General features: G+C 36.2%; 21 protein-coding genes. 8 read left to right on the top strand and 13 right to left on the bottom strand.

The genetic code is table 11. The features are described from left to right. Nucleotides 1-77: 77 nt before the first annotated feature. The gene (gene comER, locus LKW28_RS06845; RefSeq protein WP_229139598.1) at nucleotides 78-911 is read left to right on the top strand and encodes a late competence protein ComER; all 834 of its coding nucleotides are present in this window, start codon (nucleotides 78-80) and stop codon (nucleotides 909-911) included. Nucleotides 912-994: 83 nt separating this feature from the next. Here comER and LKW28_RS06840 read toward each other — a convergent pair whose 3' ends face one another. The 8 genes from LKW28_RS06840 to LKW28_RS06805 are packed head-to-tail and all read right to left on the bottom strand — an operon-like array spanning nucleotide 995 to nucleotide 6,046. After that, complete coding sequence (locus LKW28_RS06840; RefSeq protein ID WP_229139597.1) at nucleotides 995-1,738, bottom strand: class I SAM-dependent DNA methyltransferase; 744 nt, start codon at nucleotides 1,736-1,738, stop codon at nucleotides 995-997. Continuing rightward, complete coding sequence (gene rsfS / locus LKW28_RS06835) at nucleotides 1,735-2,091, bottom strand: ribosome silencing factor (protein ID WP_229139596.1); 357 nt, start codon at nucleotides 2,089-2,091, stop codon at nucleotides 1,735-1,737. The genes LKW28_RS06840 and rsfS overlap by 4 nt, the downstream gene beginning before the upstream one ends. Continuing rightward, nucleotides 2,084-2,665, bottom strand: a complete 582-nt coding sequence (gene yqeK / locus LKW28_RS06830) for a bis(5'-nucleosyl)-tetraphosphatase (symmetrical) YqeK (RefSeq protein WP_229139595.1) — start codon at nucleotides 2,663-2,665, stop codon at nucleotides 2,084-2,086. Before yqeK ends, rsfS begins: the two co-directional genes overlap by 8 nt. Beyond that, nucleotides 2,655-3,224, bottom strand: coding sequence for a nicotinate-nucleotide adenylyltransferase (locus tag LKW28_RS06825; RefSeq protein ID WP_229139594.1), 570 nt, complete (start codon nucleotides 3,222-3,224; stop codon nucleotides 2,655-2,657). Before LKW28_RS06825 ends, yqeK begins: the two co-directional genes overlap by 11 nt. Before the next feature lie 20 nt (nucleotides 3,225-3,244). Then, nucleotides 3,245-3,544 carry a ribosome assembly RNA-binding protein YhbY gene (gene yhbY / locus LKW28_RS06820; protein ID WP_229139593.1) on the bottom strand — a complete coding sequence of 100 codons (300 nt, stop codon included), beginning with the start codon at nucleotides 3,542-3,544 and terminating at the stop codon, nucleotides 3,245-3,247. Further along, on the bottom strand, nucleotides 3,538-4,383 hold the full coding sequence (gene aroE, locus LKW28_RS06815) for a shikimate dehydrogenase (RefSeq protein WP_229139592.1): 846 nt from the start codon (nucleotides 4,381-4,383) through the stop codon (nucleotides 3,538-3,540). Before aroE ends, yhbY begins: the two co-directional genes overlap by 7 nt. A gap of 33 nt (nucleotides 4,384-4,416) precedes the next feature. After that, complete coding sequence (gene yqeH, locus LKW28_RS06810; protein WP_229139591.1) at nucleotides 4,417-5,526, bottom strand: ribosome biogenesis GTPase YqeH; 1,110 nt, start codon at nucleotides 5,524-5,526, stop codon at nucleotides 4,417-4,419. Between the two features lie 4 nt (nucleotides 5,527-5,530). Continuing rightward, a complete protein-coding gene (locus tag LKW28_RS06805) occupies nucleotides 5,531-6,046 on the bottom strand; it encodes a YqeG family HAD IIIA-type phosphatase (protein WP_229139590.1) in 516 nt (171 codons plus the stop codon). Between the two features lie 403 nt (nucleotides 6,047-6,449). Here LKW28_RS06805 and LKW28_RS06800 point away from each other — a divergent pair, with 403 nt between their 5' ends. Further along, entirely contained in the window at nucleotides 6,450-6,590 is a 141-nt protein-coding gene (locus LKW28_RS06800; protein ID WP_229139589.1) for a sporulation histidine kinase inhibitor Sda, read from the top strand. A 23-nt stretch (nucleotides 6,591-6,613) separates the two neighbouring features. Here LKW28_RS06800 and LKW28_RS06795 read toward each other — a convergent pair whose 3' ends face one another. Further along, nucleotides 6,614-7,411, bottom strand: coding sequence for a phosphatidylserine decarboxylase (locus tag LKW28_RS06795; RefSeq protein ID WP_229139588.1), 798 nt, complete (start codon nucleotides 7,409-7,411; stop codon nucleotides 6,614-6,616). A gap of 135 nt (nucleotides 7,412-7,546) precedes the next feature. Here LKW28_RS06795 and pssA point away from each other — a divergent pair, with 135 nt between their 5' ends. After that, a complete protein-coding gene (pssA, locus tag LKW28_RS06790; RefSeq protein ID WP_229139587.1) occupies nucleotides 7,547-8,086 on the top strand; it encodes a CDP-diacylglycerol--serine O-phosphatidyltransferase in 540 nt (179 codons plus the stop codon). Nucleotides 8,087-8,153: 67 nt separating this feature from the next. Here pssA and LKW28_RS06785 read toward each other — a convergent pair whose 3' ends face one another. After that, on the bottom strand, nucleotides 8,154-9,947 hold the full coding sequence (locus tag LKW28_RS06785; protein WP_229139586.1) for a M3 family oligoendopeptidase: 1,794 nt from the start codon (nucleotides 9,945-9,947) through the stop codon (nucleotides 8,154-8,156). Between the two features lie 161 nt (nucleotides 9,948-10,108). Here LKW28_RS06785 and LKW28_RS06780 point away from each other — a divergent pair, with 161 nt between their 5' ends. From LKW28_RS06780 to sigK, 5 genes are all read left to right on the top strand, one after another. Then, nucleotides 10,109-11,662 (top strand): spore germination protein, encoded by a 1,554-nt coding sequence (locus LKW28_RS06780; protein WP_229139585.1) that lies wholly within the window; start codon nucleotides 10,109-10,111, stop codon nucleotides 11,660-11,662. 3 nt (nucleotides 11,663-11,665) lie between these two features. Next, entirely contained in the window at nucleotides 11,666-12,775 is a 1,110-nt protein-coding gene (locus tag LKW28_RS06775) for a GerAB/ArcD/ProY family transporter (RefSeq protein WP_229139584.1), read from the top strand. Next, nucleotides 12,750-14,006, top strand: a complete 1,257-nt coding sequence (locus LKW28_RS06770) for a Ger(x)C family spore germination protein (RefSeq protein ID WP_229139583.1) — start codon at nucleotides 12,750-12,752, stop codon at nucleotides 14,004-14,006. Before LKW28_RS06775 ends, LKW28_RS06770 begins: the two co-directional genes overlap by 26 nt. Before the next feature lie 3 nt (nucleotides 14,007-14,009). Beyond that, nucleotides 14,010-14,168: a hypothetical protein gene (locus tag LKW28_RS06765; protein WP_229139582.1), complete on the top strand. Its 159-nt coding sequence runs from the start codon at nucleotides 14,010-14,012 to the stop codon at nucleotides 14,166-14,168. A 170-nt stretch (nucleotides 14,169-14,338) separates the two neighbouring features. Next, nucleotides 14,339-15,052, top strand: coding sequence for an RNA polymerase sporulation sigma factor SigK (gene sigK, locus LKW28_RS06760; RefSeq protein WP_229139581.1), 714 nt, complete (start codon nucleotides 14,339-14,341; stop codon nucleotides 15,050-15,052). A 470-nt stretch (nucleotides 15,053-15,522) separates the two neighbouring features. Here the strand turns inward: sigK and LKW28_RS06755 are convergent, their stop codons facing one another. The 3 genes from LKW28_RS06755 to LKW28_RS06745 form a co-directional block, all read right to left on the bottom strand. Continuing rightward, nucleotides 15,523-15,663, bottom strand: a complete 141-nt coding sequence (locus tag LKW28_RS06755) for a YrzI family small protein (protein WP_229139580.1) — start codon at nucleotides 15,661-15,663, stop codon at nucleotides 15,523-15,525. A gap of 491 nt (nucleotides 15,664-16,154) precedes the next feature. Next, the gene (locus LKW28_RS06750) at nucleotides 16,155-16,388 is read right to left on the bottom strand and encodes a YrhC family protein (protein WP_229139579.1); all 234 of its coding nucleotides are present in this window, start codon (nucleotides 16,386-16,388) and stop codon (nucleotides 16,155-16,157) included. Between the two features lie 140 nt (nucleotides 16,389-16,528). Further along, the gene (locus LKW28_RS06745; RefSeq protein ID WP_229139578.1) at nucleotides 16,529-17,662 is read right to left on the bottom strand and encodes a bifunctional cystathionine gamma-lyase/homocysteine desulfhydrase; all 1,134 of its coding nucleotides are present in this window, start codon (nucleotides 17,660-17,662) and stop codon (nucleotides 16,529-16,531) included.

The raw sequence follows: 17,662 nt of genomic DNA, 5'->3' as shown, positions 1-17,662 counted from the left end.
CTAGGAAATTTGCAATCATATTTTGGTATGGAAAAACATATTGTGTTAGGAGAATAGTCTGTAAAGGAGGGACGAACTTGAATATAGGGTTTATTGGTACAGGAAATATGGGGAAAATTTTGATAGAGTCCTTTGTTGAATCTCTCGCTATTCCGCCTTCCAAATTAATCATTACGAATCGTACAATTGAAAAAGCAATAGTCATCAAAAACTCCTTACCAGATATTACGGTTGCTTCTTCAAATGAAGAGGTTGTAAGGGCTTGCGATTTAATATTTATTTGTGTGAAGCCATTAGAGATTCACCCCCTTTTACACCAATTATCCTCTTCCTTAACGAGTAACAAATGTATTGTATCCATTACTAGTCCGATTTCTGTTGAACAGCTTGAATCACTTGTAAACTGCCAGGTGGCACGAATCATTCCGAGTATTACCAACCGTGCACTTACAGGTGTTTCCTTATTTACCTTTGGCGGGAGGATTAGCAGCAGATTTAAAGATTATTTGGAATTTCTTTTTGAACAAATTTCCAGCCCGGTTCACATAAATCATGAAATCACAAGAGTTGCATCTGATATCGTTAGTTGTGGTCCTGCGTTTTTCACCTACTTGTTAAGGCGGTTTGTAGATGCGGCTGTGAAGGAAACGAAAATCACTGAGGAGCAAGCAACGAAGTTAGCAAGCGAGATGATTATTGGAATGGGAAATCTACTTGAGAAGGAAATTTATACATTACCCGCACTTCAGGAAAAAGTATGTGTCAAAGGTGGAGTAACCGGAGAAGGAATTAATGCAATTGAAAAGCATATTGGTGAATTATTTGAAGAAGTATTCAGGAGTACCCATAGGAAATTTGATGAGGATATTTACGAAGTAGGAAAACAATTTAATGAGACCCCATCTCGATAAATATACCATTTGACCAAGCAAATAGGAATAGGTATTTTTAAATTTTATAAATAAAAGGAGGGCAGACTTTAGATTCTGGCCCTCTATTTCTTTATGGTAAATAAGATTCTTTCAGATGTCTCTTGAACAGAATTTATAAAATCTCCTGTAATATCTTGTACGTTAAATCCGGCTTTTTCTAACCAGTTTTGATACGTTTCTATCGGAAAAGTTCGTTGTTCGTGGAACTCCTCAAACCTTGTGTAATCTTCATTATGTTCATTTTTCACAAAAAAGGATAGTTCGTGCTCGACACTGTGCGGGAGTTCCCCACTAAAACAATTCCAAATATAGCTAACCCCATCATCAACGCTCACAAATGGTCCATCCATAAAAATCGAATCCATTTTATAAACAGAATGGACATCGAACAGAAATAAACCATCTTCTTTCAAAAGCTTAAACGCATTTTCAAAGGTTTTTTGAACTTCTTCCTCCGTACCCAAATAGTTTAGCGAGTCACAGAATATCAAAATGAGGTCAAACGGCTCAAACCCTGAGATTTCAGTCATATTCTGCTGGTAAAATTCAACCTTTACGCCAGCTTCCATTGCTTTGTGATTGGCTACTGCCAGCATGTCCTCGGATAGATCGATTCCGACAACCTCAAAGCCTTCTTGCGCAAGTCTTATTGCAATTTCTCCAGTTCCACAGCCAATATCAAGAACCCGTAAACTTTTCATTTTATTGAATTGTGTTGCCTTTCTTTTTACAAATGAAATCCATTGCTCATAATCTACATCACGCATTAGTTCATCATAGATATAGGCAAATTCCCCATAGCTCATAAACTTAGCACATCTTCAATGGTTTCCGTAGGTGCATCTCCCCATAGACGTTCTAAATTATAATAGGTGCGTTCGTCTTTATGGAATACATGAGCAATTACATCTCCCAGGTCAACAAGAACCCATCTCGCTTCATCAAAGCCCTCTAGACGCTTAATATGAATACCATTTTCATCGGCCTTGTCCTTTATCTCACGAGCGATTGCCTGTACCTGTTTTTCAGAATTTCCGTGGCAAATAAGAAAATAATCGGCTACAAGAGATAACCCCTTCATATTTAACGCAATAATATTTTCTGCACGCTTATCATCAGCAGCTTGAACCGCAAATGTTAAAATATCTCTTTCATTCACCTTTGGATTCCCCCTTTTTCTCAATAAGTAAGTAATTATATGTCCGTACTGTATCGGGATAGATTGCTTGATTTTTCTTGGCCAAAAACGTAATTGTGTTGCGTAAGGCATAAATAAGAGCTTTGTCTAAGTCCTGCTTTGCAAGTTCTCTGCCTTCCTCTACTCCGGGAAAATGTCTTCCTGGCTCAATGTAATCAGCTACAAAAATAACTTTTTCAAGCAGCGTCATTTTTTCTCTTCCCGATGTATGAAATCGGATTGCATCAAGAATTTCTTCATCCTCAATCCCTACCTCTGTCTTTACAAGATAAGCTCCAACCGGTGCGTGCCAAAGCTCTGTATTATGGATCAATAAATCAGAAGGCATATGCTGGTCGATAATAATTTGTTTCATTTCATCCTTCGGTCTAAACTTTGCATAGTCATGAAATATGGCAGCCGTTTCCGCCTTTTCCACATTAGCATGGTAGCGTTTTGAAAGATCTATCGCCGTTTCCATTACGCCAAGTGTATGCTGATAACGATGCTCCGTTAACTGTTCTTTTACTATTTCTAAGGCCCTCTCACGTTCCATATAAATGCTTCTCCTCTATATAGTTTCGTACTTTTTCAGGAAGTAAATACATTGTATTTGCTTTTTCTGTCAGCCTCTTTCGAATTATCGATGAAGATATATCTAATTGTGGAATATCTACTTCTGTGATTGGATATTGAGTCGGAAATGAATAACCCGGCCTTTTTACTCCAACGAATGTAACCATTTTAACTAGTTCATCAATTTTATGCCAATGGGGCAGATATTCCACCATATCTCCACCAATGATAAAATAGAATTTTGTATCTTCATGTGTTTCACGTAATAATTTGATTGTGTCGTATGTATATGAGGGCCCTTCTCTTTCCAGTTCAATCAACTGTAATTTAAATTTCGGCTGATCTGAAATGGCTAGAGAAAGCATTTCTACCCGCTCCTCATCGGTCACATAGCTTTTACGCTCTTTATGCGGAGGAATATGATTTGGCATAAACCACACTTCCGTGAGATTTAATTTTGCTAATACCTCTGATGCGATGAAAAGATGACCAATATGAGGCGGATCAAATGTACCACCGATGATTCCAATATGGTTCATTTTTGTCCCTCCAACAAAATCTATTTTGACTTTGGTAACTCTAATTTTTTATTTTCTTTTGATTCTTTGTATAGGACAATCGTGTTTCCAATCACCTGCACCAATTCAGCCCTTGCACCTTTACTCAAGCTTTCAGCGACCGTATCCCGGTCGTCTTCGCAGTTTTGAAGTACACTTACCTTTAATAGCTCACGTGCTTCAAGAGCCTCACTAATTTGTTTAATCATATTATCATTTACCCCGCCTTTTCCCACCTGAAAAATAGGATCTAAATGATGAGCGTTGGAGCGCAAAAATCGTTTTTGTTTTCCTGTTAGCATGTTCTTCCTCCTAATAGCTTTGTAACTAAGTTTTCCATTCTTTCCGTATCCGGAAAAATTCCTGTCCATTTTTCAAACGCCAGGGCACCTTGATAAACAAACATTCCGATTCCGTTTTGCGTAATTGCGCCACGTTTTTTTGCTTCCTGCAAAAGCTTTGTTTCAAATGGATTATAAATAATATCACTCACAATTGTATTTGGAGCGATATTTTCCACTGAAAGTGGCATATCTTCAACATTTGGATGCATTCCAACGGAGGTAGTATTCACAATCACTTGATAATCCCCTAAATTAGCTTCTGCCTCAGCAAATCGCAATGCACGTGAATCAACCGCATATTTACAATCTTCTATAATCGTGTTCGCTCGGTCAATGGTTCGATTTACAATATCAATGTTTTTAACACCCATTGCTGCTAATGAAATAAAGATTCCTCTAGCTGCTCCGCCAGCACCGATTATCAAAACATTTGCGGAACATAATTCTTCATTGCTAATTACTTGATTTAATGAACGAATAAATCCACTTCCATCCGTATTATAGCCAACTAATTTCCCATTTTCGTTAACAATCGTATTAACTGCACCAATATTTGCCGCTACCTCTTCCACATTATCCAAATATTCAATGACCTCTATTTTATGTGGTATTGTGACATTAATGCCAGATATGCCAAGCGCTTTTATCCCCTCGATAGCAGCTTTAACTCCATCTTTTCCAACATGAAAGGCGTGGTATCTAGCTTCAAGCTTATAATGTTCAAAAATATCATTATGCATCATTGGTGACATTGAATGTGAGATGGGACTTCCGATTACGCCGTAAACCTTTTCCATTTCCTCACCCATTATCTTTTTTTATCTATATTATTAGATTAACGACCTTCTAACAACCACTCCTACACCCCTTGGAACATGTGCAACAACCTTTGTATGTGGTTCATTAATTGTTACCCAGCCCAAGCCAGAAAAGACAATATCTGTTTTTGCTTCTTTAATCATAAATTCATGTGCAACTAGTTCCGGGAATTCATTTAATTCGTTTTTTCCGGGCGGCTGTAATAGCTCCCCCTTTTGTCTTTCGTATAATTCGTATGCATTGTCAAGCTTTGTTCGATGGATATTCAGTAAATTTGAGAAATGACAAACGAATGATTGCCTGTCCCCACTTACAAAATCAAAACGAGCTAAGCCGCCAAAGAACAATGTTTGTTGTTCATTTAATTGAAAGACTTTTGGTTTGATTTCTTTTTTAGGTGTGATAATCTTCAAGTCTTCTTTTGAAACAAAATGTGCCATTTGATGGTGATTAATAATTCCAGGAGTATCAAATAAGGAATGCTCATCATCTAATGGAATATCAATGATATCTAAAGTTGTTCCAGGGAAATGCGAAGTTGTAATGACATCCTCCTTCTCCCCGCTAAATTCCTTAATCAGGCGGTTTATGAATGTTGATTTCCCGACATTTGTACACCCTACCACATACACATCTTTACCTTCACGATAATGCTCAATGGCATCCGCTACCTCTTTAATTCCAGTGCCTTTTTCTGCACTAATTAAATTGACGTCGACAGGTTTGAGTCCTAGTTCACGAGAAGACTCTTTCATCCAATTGACTAGTTTTTTCGGCTTCACCGATTTTGGCAGCAAATCTACCTTATTACCTATTAATAATATATCGTTATTCCCCACAAAACGGTGAAGACCAGGTAACCAACTGCCGTTAAAATCAAAGATATCAACAATTTTTACGATTAAGGCATTAGTAGAGCCAATCCCATGAAGAATTTTTAAAAAGTCATCATCAGTTAGCGAAACATCTTGGACTTCATTATAATGCTTTAATTTAAAACACCTTTGACAAATGATTTTATCCTTTTCTAAAGCAGAAGGTGGTGCGTATCCTAATTTTGTATTGTCAGCCGTTTGGATTTCAACTCCACAGCCAATACAGCTAATCTTTTCTTGTTCCACTCTATTAATCCTCCCAATAAAGCATTCCGCGACGCTTCATCCAAGTCAGTATTTTTCTTTCGACAAAGCGATTAAATTTAGTAAAAAAACCATCTGTTTGTGCAACAGGAACAACGAGAATGGTATGTAAGCCACAGCGATTCCCACCTAAAACATCAGTAAGAAGCTGGTCACCGATTACAACTACTTCATCTTTTTGTAGATTCATTTCTCTTATTGCACGATTGAAGGCCCGAATCATCGGTTTTCTTGCTTCAAAAATAAACGGGATCCCTAACGGATCTGCGAAATCTTTTACTCTTTTCTCTTGATTATTTGAAACAATCGTAACCGCTATCCCCTGCTCTTTTATATCTTTAAACCATTCCACGAGTTCTGGAGTTGCATTTGGACGGTCCCACTCAACTAATGTATTATCTAAATCGGTAATGACACCTTTAATTCCTATTTCCTTTAGTTTACTTGGTGAAATCTCTAAAACGGATTTCACATGTTCATTTGGTAAAAATTTCTTTAACAATATCCTTACACCTCACTGGACTTACCTTTTTGTCCATCCTATCATAACGGATTAAAGTGAAATTCACAAAGTAAAACGTGACAATTTCCGTCATGATTGGTAGTTTTTATAGAAAAAATAAAAAGTTTTCGACAAAAGTCAGTAAATTTCAACACTTGTGGATAAACTTATACACATTTTACACATTGATATACATAGATTTCCAAATTTTATAAACAAAATACCCACAGGTTATCCACCTTTTCCTGTGGATAACAGAACGGTTGTTCTATCGTTTTTTTCGTGATAGAGTTGAATTATCAACTAGAATAACGTATCAGTATATGACAACTAGAGATCAATTAGAACAAATTACTCTTAAAAAATCTTTAGGAGGTGAATAGCCAACCATTGGCTAAAAGCTATGAAAAAATTATCAGATGACTTGTTAGTTGAATCTTATTTTAAAGCAATAAAATTAAAGCTAAGTCCTGATTTTATTCACCTTATGGAAACAGAAATTGTGCGCAGATCATTAGGACATAGAATTAGAAATATATCATAAATTATTATTTTGTAAAAGAGCCTCTAGTGGCTCTTTTTTTCTTGTTTAAGTTTACCTAAGACTTCTCCTACTTTAATATTTGTTGCTGGTTTAATTTCAGGATTAATTGTAAAACCATCTTTTTCAAACAATAAAATAACGGTTGAACCGAATGAGAAATACGCAATTTCTTCCCCTTTTTTAACAGAATCACTTGTATGAGTTGTTTCAATACTATTGATGAACATAGCACCCACTTTGACAACACCAACAAATGAGTCGACTGCACGTATTTCTGTAATTTTCCTAAAATTTTTAGATAAAGGTTCTCTTCCATATTTTAACCCAAGGCGATTAACTGGATACGATTTCCTTCCCAATTCCCATTGCTTTGTGATGATACCAGAAATTGGGCTATGAATTCGATGATAGTGGCTTGGACTTAAATATAGAATAAAGAAGGTACCGCCTACGTATTTTGCAAGTGATTCTTCATCACCAAGCATTTCTTGAATAGAATAGTGTTTGTTTTTTACAATCATTTCCTTGTTTAAGGTTATCATCCCGATTTCTTCAATAACCCCATCCACAGGGCTGATTACTGAATTTTCTTGTTGATCAATTTGCCTGCTGTTCTTGTTGAGCTGTCTTACAAAAAGATCATGAAGGGTTGCGAAATCAGTTAAGTTTTTTTCCATTTCCGCTTGGTTAATCTTGTATATTTTCGCATAACTCGGAATAAGTATAGCACTAACCCTTGATTGTGAAAATTTTTTTAATATCGCTGATGAAAGACGATGGTTGGTTAATTCAATGAAGAAACGATACAGCCATTTCCGCAAATCTAATTCCCCCTAAAAATTACTCTTTGACTATCCACATTCGAACGAATAAAATAAAGTTATTAAAGCAATACTATTCTATTTTATGTATTTTGCATATTTATTACAAAGCTTTTCCAAGAAAGGAGTGAAAATATGTTTTTATTGGACTATCTAGATTCAACCTTAAAAAAACTTAAAGCCCATACCGCCAATATACTAACACTAATCAACCTAAGCTTAGGTGGTTTTTCCATACTATTTGCTATCAAGAATGAATTAAATTTAAGCTTATTACTAATCTTTTTAGCTGCACTGGCTGATCGTTTTGATGGAATGGTTGCAAGAAAATTTCAAATCGAATCAGAGCTCGGTAAACAGCTTGACTCGATGTGCGATGTTATTTCGTTTGGAGTCGCACCTGCACTTTTATTATACCAAGGAATTATCCAAGAATTCGGAGCACCGGGAATGTTTTTCACCGTTTTGTATATCGGATGTGGAGCATTTCGTTTAGCAAAGTTCAATATTAGTGATAATAAAGGTTTCTTTGTAGGCTTACCCATAACAGCTGCTGGCTGTCTATTGACATTAAGCTTCTTGGCAATCCCATATGTATCTCCACAGTTTTTCATATATCTCATCATTATTCTGTCTTTCCTTATGATTGGTACATTCAAATTAAAAAAAGTATAAAAAAACCTATCCACGAAATTGGATAGGTTTTCTTCTGTTTAGCTCCAGGCGCCTTGCGCTTTTCTTTTTATTTCGTTAACTCTAAAAATTCTTCAACGTCTTTTATAGAAAGCTTCACAGCTTTTTCCCAGAAATCACGTTTTGTTAAATCAACACCTAAGTGTTTGGCGGCAAGGTCTTCCACCTTCATACTCGCTGTATCCTTTAGCAATGCGATGTACTTCTCTTCGTAATCGGTTCCCTCTTCTAACGCCTTCGCATAAATTCCCAATGAGAAAAGATAACCAAACGTATATGGGAAGTTATAAAATGGTACACCAGTAATGTAGAAATGCATTTTAGATGCCCAGAATTGTGGATGGTATTCATCTAATGCTCCGCAATACGCTTCTTTCTGTGCATCAAGCATTAGTTCATTTAGACGATCTGTACTTACAATGCCAGCCTTCCGCTCCTCATAAAATCTTGTCTCAAATAGGAAACGTGCGTGAATATTCATGTAGAAGGCAACACTTCTTTGAATTTTGTCCTCTAATAGGGCAATTTTTTCATCTTCAGACTTTGCATTTTTTACAGATGCATCTGCGACAATCATTTCTGCAAAAGTTGATGCAGTTTCGGCCACGTTCATCGCATAGCTGCGATTTAATGTATGAACGTCTGCCATTGCATGCTGGTGGAATGCATGGCCAAGCTCATGGGCAAGGGTTGACACATTTGAAGGTGTTCCCGAGAATGTCATAAAGATCCTTGATTGATCACTTTCAGGAAAGCTCGTGCAAAATCCGCCTGGACGTTTTCCAGGGCGATCCTCAGCCTCAATCCAACTATCATTGAACGCTTTTTGTGTAAACTCAGTGAGACTGGAGCCAAACTTACCAAATTGTTCTAAAATAAATTCGGCACCCTCTTGATAAGACACCTTGCTTTCCGTTTGCCCCACAGGTGCATCAAGGTCATACCAGCTTAATCTGTTAAGATCTAATAGCTTTGCTTTGCGATTTAAATATTCCACAAAGGGAGCTTTGTTTTCAGTGATAACTGTCCACATGGTCTCAAGCGTTTCCTTAGACATTCTGTTAATGTCAAGCGGTTCATCGAGAACATTTTCCCATCCGCGTGCTTTATATACATTTAGACGGAACCCGCCTAGATGGTTTAATGTTTCACCAATGTAATCAGAATGCGCATCCCAAGCTTTTTCCCATTGCGTAAACATTGATTGCCTTACATTTCGATCAGAGCTTGAAAACTTGTTAAATGCTTGTCCAACCGACAGCTGGTTCGTTTCACCATTTTCATCAAATGGAACCTTGATGTTACCAACAACCATATTATAAAGCTGTCCCCATGCATGGTAGCCATCCACCCCCAAAGCATTAATGAGATTTTCTTGTTCTAACGAAAGCTTTTCTTTTGCTCTTGTTCTTCTTTCTTCTAGCACATACGATAGCTCATTTAATGGCTCTACTGATAAAAGTTCATCCCATACAGACTGTTCAACTGCGACTAACTTTTGATCGAATGCTGTTAAAATTGATTGAAATTCGCTGCTTAGTTGAGTAATTTTTCCTTGCAAAAGACTAGCTCCACGGTCAGTTGTATCCTGTGCTGTTAAACAGCTAACAAATGCCCCCGCTTGACGTAGCTTTTTAAATGATGATTGAAAATCATCCAGTATGTGTAATAACCCTTCTTTTTCCTTTGCATTTGTTGGAACCTGAAATTGATGGACTAACTCACTAAACTCAGTAAGTTCCTTCTTTAATGTTTCCAAAAAGGAATGAAAGACATGCGAACTGCTTCCACCTTCAAAAAAGACATCCAAATCCCATTTTTGTTCATATGTACGTGTACTCACATTAATTTCCCCCTTTTTAATTATTTAGACTCACTAAATAATTCACACCATTCATTATAAAGGGATTTTTATAAAATTTCTATAATTTCGTGCCATTTTGCCTTCCGTATTAAATTCTGCCTTTTGTGGCAAACTTAGGAAAAAGCCCGGAGCTGTTTGTTATGAAAAGACATCCCTTCAAAAATTATATAGATAAATTTAAAAATCCTAAACTAGATCCCACACAGTATCCTGAGGAATCGGCTGCAGAGGATATTGCAATAAAAAATCAGGAAATTAACCTTGATCTTCAGATAAACATATCGACATTGCAAAAGGTATATAAACTACCGGAAAACAGTGATGTAAAAATCCATAATTTTACGATAAACGGTATCAATAAAACAGCTGCCCTCTTGTTTATTTCAACGATCACTGATGTAGACATGATAAATGAGCATATTCTTGAACCCTTATTGAAAAATGAAGATCCAGGAAAGACAGTTCAAAATATAATCCAGATTCAATCATTTACACCAGTTCAACTAATAAATGATATTGTGAATGGTGCTAATCAAGGAAACACCATTTTACTTATTGATGGTGAACAACAGGCATATATGATTGGAACGGCAAATTTCCAAGGTAGATCCGTAGAAAAAGCAGAAAATGAGGTTGTCCTGAAAGGCCCTAAGGAAGCCTTCAACGAAAAAGCAGATACAAACATCTCGTTAGTTCGAAAAAAAATCAGGAATGAAAATTTAATTGTTGAAAATATTACCATTTCAAAACGTTCAAATAATGAACTATATATACTTTATATAAAAGACCTAACCAATGAAAAATTGATAAAAAATATAAAAGAAAGAGTGAGTTCTTTGGATGTCGACGCCATTCAAGACCTCTCCCTTTTGGAACAATACATTGAAGAAAGGCCAAAATCAATATTTCCAAGTATTCTCTATACAGAAAGACCAGATCGTGCATCCTCCTTTTTAGAGGATGGATATGTTGTTTTATTAATGAACAACTCTCCAGCTGCCTTAATATTACCGACCACCTTTTGGTCTTTTATTCATAATCCTGAGGATCACTACTTACGGTTTATATTTGGAAATTTCACTCGAATACTTCGTGTATTTGCCTTGTTTATTACCGTTTTTGGATCCGCGATTTATGTTTCAATTACAAATTACCATTCTGAAATGGTTCCGACTGATCTTTTATTAGCAATATCAGCAACACGTGAAAAAGTTCCTTTTCCAGCCCTTATCGAAATATTAATGATGGAAACTGCCTTTGAATTGATAAGAGAGGCTGGACTTAGAGTCCCAAATACGATCGGGCCAACAATTGGCATAGTTGGAGCGTTAATTTTAGGACAAGCAGCGGTACAGGCAAATATTGTTAGCCCTATCGTTGTTATTGTCGTAGCCTTAGGTGGACTTTGTTCATTTACCCTTAGCGATGTAAGCATGAATTTTGCAATACGAATCATTCGTTTTGCTTTTATTCTTTCCGCTGGATTCTTTGGCATTTATGGTATGACATCCTTATTTACAGTTGGGATATTTTATATGGTATCGATTAAATCATTTGGCGTTCCTTATTTATCACCAATGTCACCTAAATATACGTCTTCGAAAGATACAATCATCAGAAAATTAATCAAAAACGAAAGATTTCGTCCTGGTTATGTAAAACCAAAGGACATTATAAAAAAGGCAGAGGAATAGGCTATGGAACAATCTAAAGGAAAGATAGGAATCAGAGAATACGTTGCTATCGTCATTTTAGTGATCGGGGTGAAGCTGTCTGATGACACACCAACTATTTTTGTTGAAACCCTAAAGAGCGCATATTGGATGGCCCCCCTTATTATTGGATTTGTTTCAATTATTCCAATTTATTTTACGACTAAAGTCATAACAGCCTATAAAAATAAAAATTTACATGATGTAATCCTTCACTTATTCGGGAGATATATAGGCACTTTTCTATCTTCTGCCCTAGTACTAATTTTAATGCTTGGATTCATTTTTGATTCTGCCATTTATGTAGATATTATTGGTACTTTTTATTTTACACAAACACCATATTTGATGATTTATACCGTTATGATGATTGTTTGTGCGTATGGTGCCAAGAAAGGCCTAGAACATATCGGCTCTGTTTCATGGCTTGTACTTTTTTATATAAAAATCTCATTATTGTTAGCTCTAGTTTTAGCACTAAGAGAAAGCAGTTTTTCTTTCGTCTTCCCAATTTTTGGTCCAGGCCCTTGGGATGTGATAAAAAAGAGCACAACACATGTTTCGATGTTTGGGGAATTTTTTTTTATGGGATTAATTGCACCTTACATTGTATCCGCAAAAGCTTATAAAAAAGGGACTTGGATTGCATTCGTCGTAATCATAATTGAATTAACGATTGCCTTTCTTGTCTATTTATTTGTATTTGACTATGAAGGTCTAAAAATGATTGATTATCCTTATCAAGAATTAATACGTTTAATTCGATTTGGGTTTTTAACTAATATCGAAACCTTTTTCTTTCCATTTTGGATTATTGCATCATTTATTCGATTTACAGCCTATATATATTTAATTGCCTTATTTTTAGGAGGTATTTGTAATATCAAAAGCTTTGAATATTTAACTCCAACAATTGCGACTATTGTTGTTATTTTTGGAATGGCTCCTGAGGCTCCTACTTTCACAATCTTTAAACTTAGAGAACTTTTATTGAATAGCGTGAGTCCGATGTTTCTTTTGTTACCTTGCCTGATGTGGATACTTGCGAAATTAAGAGGGGATTTAAAACATGAAAAAACAAGCCAAAATAACTAGACTTCCTCTAATTTTCACAACTCTATTGGTTTTGGCCGGGTGCTGGGATATGGAGGAAATTGACCAAAGAGCATATGTCCTTGGGATTGGTCTAGATAAGTCAGATGTTAAAGGATTTTTACAAATTACTTATTTAATATCCAATCCTGAGGCCGGGTCAACACAACAAGGTGGTGGTAGCAATGAACCATCACATGAAATTATCACACTTAACGCTTCAAGTTTTATTCAATCTGAAAACCTGGCAAATGCCGTAATAGCAAAGGCCATTACTTATGATATATTAGATTTCTTTGTCGTTTCAGAAGAACTTGCGAGAGATAAGGATTTTATACGATTTTTCTATGATGCGACAAAGGACCGTGATGTTAGACGTGATTCAAAGCTAATCATTACAAAGGAAAAGGCTAGTACATTCATTGAACAAAACAAACCAAAACTCGAAACGAGAAGACATGAATATTTTGAAACGATTTTTAAAAATGCATCTAAAATTGGTTTTATTCCAACTTCAGAAATTAACAATTTTTTTAGAATAACCGAAGCAGATGCAGATCTTTTTATATCTGCCTATGCAACGACTGAACAGGACAAAAATACAGCAAAGAAAAACGAGGATGAGGATTTTATAGCTGGTAAGATGAAGGTAACTGGAAAAACGAATCCTGCGCAATTTCTAGGTTCGGCGGTCTTTAAAGAGGGGCAAATGATTGGAAAGCTTTCGGTGCAAGAAACGCGTATTACCAAAATGTTACATAAATCGATGGAAAAACCAAGCTTTTTAGTCACTCTTCCCGATCCCTTTATGAAGGATTACTGGATAACCTCACGTTTTTCACAGATTAAAAAACCACAGATAACAGTGGATGTATCGGGACATCCACCAAAAATCAAGGTGAATCTTCCAATAAACGCTGACATTCTAACAGACCATAGTATGGTCAATTATGCTGACCAAGAAAAGAAAAGAGAGGAATTAAAGGTTCATATCACTAAGGGCTTTGAAAAAAGAATAAATGATTACGTTCAACGTACACAAGAAGAGTTTAAAGCAGATCCTTTTGGATTTTCTTTTGTCGCGAGAAAACATTTTTTAACGATTCCGGAATGGGAAAACTATGATTGGATGAGATCGTATCCTGATGCAGATATTCGTGTGAATGTCGAAATCACATTTGGTGAATTCGGACGACAATCTAAATTACCAACATATGAAAAGATAAGGGATTAAGAGATGAGAATATTTATTTATTTGATGATGATCATCATGTTTTCCTATACCGCTGGGTTCTCCGTTTCCCTTTGGAAAGATAAAAACAAACCAGGTTCAATTGTTGTTTTTGGTCTAGCATTACTTGTAGCCATTGCACCATTTTTTACGATTCTAAAATAAATGTAGGGCGGATGGTGTAAAAAAGTTCATCTTTTGTACTATCATCAGCTTTTTTCTATTGGACAGACACACACAAGCACACTCGCTCATAACATTAAGTAATGGGCAAATGCCTAGATAAAGTAGTGTAACAAGTCTACATACACTACGATTTATGCGGAGGTGAGCGAATGTCTGGACTGTTAGCAGCATTAGGCTATTTTGTAAAAGAATTATTATTTTTAGTATCCTATGTAAAAAATAATGCTTTTCCTCAACCGTTATCGGCTTCTGAAGAGAAGAAATACCTACAATTGTTAGCCGAGGGAAATGAACATGCTCGGAATGTGTTAATTGAACATAATTTACGGTTAGTCGCTCATATAGTAAAAAAGTTCGAAAACACTGGTGAGGACACGGAGGATCTCATTTCGATTGGTACCATTGGCTTAATCAAGGCAATTGAAAGCTATTCACAAGGTAAAGGAACAAAATTAGCAACGTATGCAGCAAGATGTATAGAAAATGAAATATTAATGCATTTACGGGCTTTAAAGAAGACGAAAAAGGATGTTTCCCTTCATGATCCAATTGGTCAGGATAAGGAAGGAAATGAAATTAGTTTGATTGATGTATTAAAATCGGAAACAGAAGATGTGATTGAAACGATCCAATTAAATATGGAGCTTGAAAAAATAAAAGAATACATTGATGTCCTTGATGACAGGGAAAAAGAAGTCATTGTAGGCAGGTTTGGACTTGATTTAAAGAAAGAAAAAACCCAGCGTGAAATCGCAAAAGAGCTTGGCATCTCAAGAAGCTATGTTTCTCGCATCGAAAAACGCGCTTTAATGAAGATGTTCCACGAATTTTATCGGGCAGAAAAAGAAAAAAGAAGATCCTAAAAAAGGTGGATTGCACATATGATGCAATCCACCTTAAGCTTTATCCTATAATTCTACACTAACTTCAGTTCCAATTATAATTGCAATCACAGACGTAATGACAATCCCCATAACGATCATAAACATATTCATCAGCCTCCAATGAAGAGATGTATTTCTTACCTTAACTTTATCACCTTCGAACTGTGTAAACGTTACCCATATTTGAACATTGTGTTAAAGAAAATTGACAAAATTAAGGCAGCAAAACAAAACCAAAAGGAGCGTCTCACATGACGCTCCTTTTGGTTTAATGGTTATGCTTCTTTGTAAATAAAATTGTAAAAATAAGCACATGAACCGATAACATACATAACTCCTCCTAAAATTTTGTTCGTTAGGTGGAATCCTTCTCCACAGATAACCAAGCTATAATCGGACTCATTTTCATTAACATTTTCATTCCCCTTTCTTCCTTTTTATTTTGTTGATTAGAACAAGCGCATCATTGAATATTGGCGTTCTTTCATTTCTTCCATAAGCTTATTGACTCTTTCCTCATTTTCATATTGTTCAATTGATTTTTGACGTTTTGAAATCGAGATTGTTAAAAAGAATAGATTGATGGTCATTATTTTTCACCTCCTTTATCGGATTGCTATTAGATCAGTGTAGGAAAAAAAGACACAAAAATGCCACAGGCATACTGGTCCTGTGGCAATCAAATGCGCCTTGGCGGATTTGCGCCCAGATTTTTTTCGAGCTTGCTCGAAAACTTTCCGTTAAAAATCTGAGGCATCCGCCGGAGGCTTTAACTTATTCAGGCGGGTTTTGAAACCCGGCTAAATAAGTTAAAAGGCATAATAAAGCCACAGGCAGACTATTCCACCTGTGGCATGATTAACGTATCATTAAAAAAATTAGAAATTAATCACCGGTATGGTCGAATAGATTGTTCCATATGAAGTTTTTGATTTTCTCATGCCAATTGTTACTTTCATCATTTTATTCGACCTCCTTTAATAATTAATTTTTCCTACTGTGGTAATTATAACCAATATAACTATATATGTAAACCCTTTTTTTGCAAAAAAATTCCTTCACCATAAGTTTAGGTGAAGGACTATTCTTCTTCAAGTTGTTTTTTATATTTAATGGCTAATAAGAAAAAAGTAAAAGAAGAACTTAAAAAAATGAGTGTTGAACCCATCATACTATATATTTGAAATGGAGAACGTTCCTCCGGAATGATGATACCAATATAAAAAAATACACTTAACACTAGAAGGATGTAACCAAAGCTGATAAAATCCGTAATTTTATGGCGCAAGTTTTTCAACTGTTTATTATGATCCATTTTGCATCACCTACTAATTTATTAAACTTCTATCCTATGATAACACACATTAAAAACATGAGAAGAATGTAATTTTTAGCAGTTTCGTTACAAAAAAAACCTCCAACCCGAAAACGGGCTAGAGGCAACAGTTTTATCATTTATTCTAAACCTTGTTCTAAGTCTTCGATTAGGTCTTCAATATCTTCTAATCCGACTGATATACGAACAAGTCCATCGCCAATTCCTAGTTCCGAGCGGCGTTCCTTTGGAATAGAAGCATGTGTCATTTTTGCTGGAACAGAGATTAAGCTTTCAACAGCCCCAAGACTCTCCGCCAATGTAAAGTATTTAACCTTGCTTAGCAGCTTATCTGCATTCTCTGCACTACCTACATCAAAGGATACCATCCCGCCAAAACCATTCGCTTGTGCCTTTGCAATAGCATGGTTTGGATGTGTTTCAATTCCGGGATAGTATACCTTTTTAATCGCTGGATGGTTTTGTAAGAACTCTACAATTTTACGTGTGTTTTCTTCATGCTCTTCCATCCGAACTCCAAGTGTGCGGATACCCCGAATCAGCAGCCAAGAATCCTGAGGACCAAGTACGCCTCCAGTTGAGTTTTGAACAAAATGTAAGTCCTCACCTAACTTAGCCGAATTCACGACAACAAGACCGGCTACCACGTCACTGTGTCCACCAAGGTACTTTGTAGCACTGTGTAAGACGATATCAGCACCAAGGGCAATTGGATTTTGCCAATACGGTGTACTGAAGGTATTGTCAACAATGGTTAGAAGATTATGCTTTTTCGCAATTTCTGAAGCACCCTTGATGTCTGTAATTTTTAATAAAGGGTTAGTTGGTGTTTCAATGTAAATCGCTCTAGTATTTTCGCGAATTTCACCTTCAATATTGTCTAGATTGCATGTATCAACAAAGGTTGACTCAATCCCAAAACGATTTAGCACCTTAGACATCACACGAAAAGTCCCACCATATACATCATCGGAAAAAATGACGTGATCCCCGCTGTTAAACAGCATCATAACAGCTGTGATTGCGGCCATACCAGAACCAAATGCAAATCCTCTTTCTCCACCTTCAATATCCTTTATCAATTCCTCAAGGGCATGTCTAGTTGGATTTCCTGTTCTTGAGTATTCATACCCCTTAAAGTTTCCGATTCCTTCTTGTTTATATGTGCTAACCTGATAGATTGGTGTATTAACTGCACCTGTCTGAGGATCCTCGCCTACTCCCCCATGGATAAGTAAAGTTTTTCGTTTCAT

The organism is Bacillus sp. REN16, from assembly GCF_020731355.1.
Classification (GTDB): domain Bacteria; phylum Bacillota; class Bacilli; order Bacillales; family Bacillaceae_L; genus Ferdinandcohnia.
The sequence above is the reverse complement of the archived record's forward strand: the minus strand, read 5'-3'. Positions and strand labels throughout refer to the sequence as shown.

Bases quoted from the DNA above. Each gene is read 5' to 3' on its own strand.
- aroE (WP_229139592.1), bottom strand. From the start codon at position 4,383: ATGGAAAAGGTTTACGGCGTAATCGGAAGTCCCATCTCACATTCAATG.
- LKW28_RS06775 (WP_229139584.1), top strand. From the start codon at position 11,666: ATGGAACAATCTAAAGGAAAGATAGGAATCAGAGAATACGTTGCTATC.
- LKW28_RS06750 (WP_229139579.1), bottom strand. From the start codon at position 16,388: ATGGATCATAATAAACAGTTGAAAAACTTGCGCCATAAAATTACGGAT.
- pssA (WP_229139587.1), top strand. From the start codon at position 7,547: ATGTTTTTATTGGACTATCTAGATTCAACCTTAAAAAAACTTAAAGCC.
- sigK (WP_229139581.1), top strand. From the start codon at position 14,339: ATGTCTGGACTGTTAGCAGCATTAGGCTATTTTGTAAAAGAATTATTA.
- yqeK (WP_229139595.1), bottom strand. From the start codon at position 2,665: ATGGAACGTGAGAGGGCCTTAGAAATAGTAAAAGAACAGTTAACGGAG.
- LKW28_RS06825 (WP_229139594.1), bottom strand. From the start codon at position 3,224: ATGAACCATATTGGAATCATCGGTGGTACATTTGATCCGCCTCATATT.
- LKW28_RS06780 (WP_229139585.1), top strand. From the start codon at position 10,109: ATGAAAAGACATCCCTTCAAAAATTATATAGATAAATTTAAAAATCCT.
- LKW28_RS06800 (WP_229139589.1), top strand. From the start codon at position 6,450: ATGAAAAAATTATCAGATGACTTGTTAGTTGAATCTTATTTTAAAGCA.
- LKW28_RS06745 (WP_229139578.1), bottom strand. From the start codon at position 17,662: ATGAAACGAAAAACTTTACTTATCCATGGGGGAGTAGGCGAGGATCCT.
- LKW28_RS06765 (WP_229139582.1), top strand. From the start codon at position 14,010: ATGAGAATATTTATTTATTTGATGATGATCATCATGTTTTCCTATACC.
- LKW28_RS06840 (WP_229139597.1), bottom strand. From the start codon at position 1,738: ATGAGCTATGGGGAATTTGCCTATATCTATGATGAACTAATGCGTGAT.
- yhbY (WP_229139593.1), bottom strand. From the start codon at position 3,544: ATGCTAACAGGAAAACAAAAACGATTTTTGCGCTCCAACGCTCATCAT.
- LKW28_RS06755 (WP_229139580.1), bottom strand. From the start codon at position 15,663: ATGACCATCAATCTATTCTTTTTAACAATCTCGATTTCAAAACGTCAA.
- LKW28_RS06770 (WP_229139583.1), top strand. From the start codon at position 12,750: ATGAAAAAACAAGCCAAAATAACTAGACTTCCTCTAATTTTCACAACT.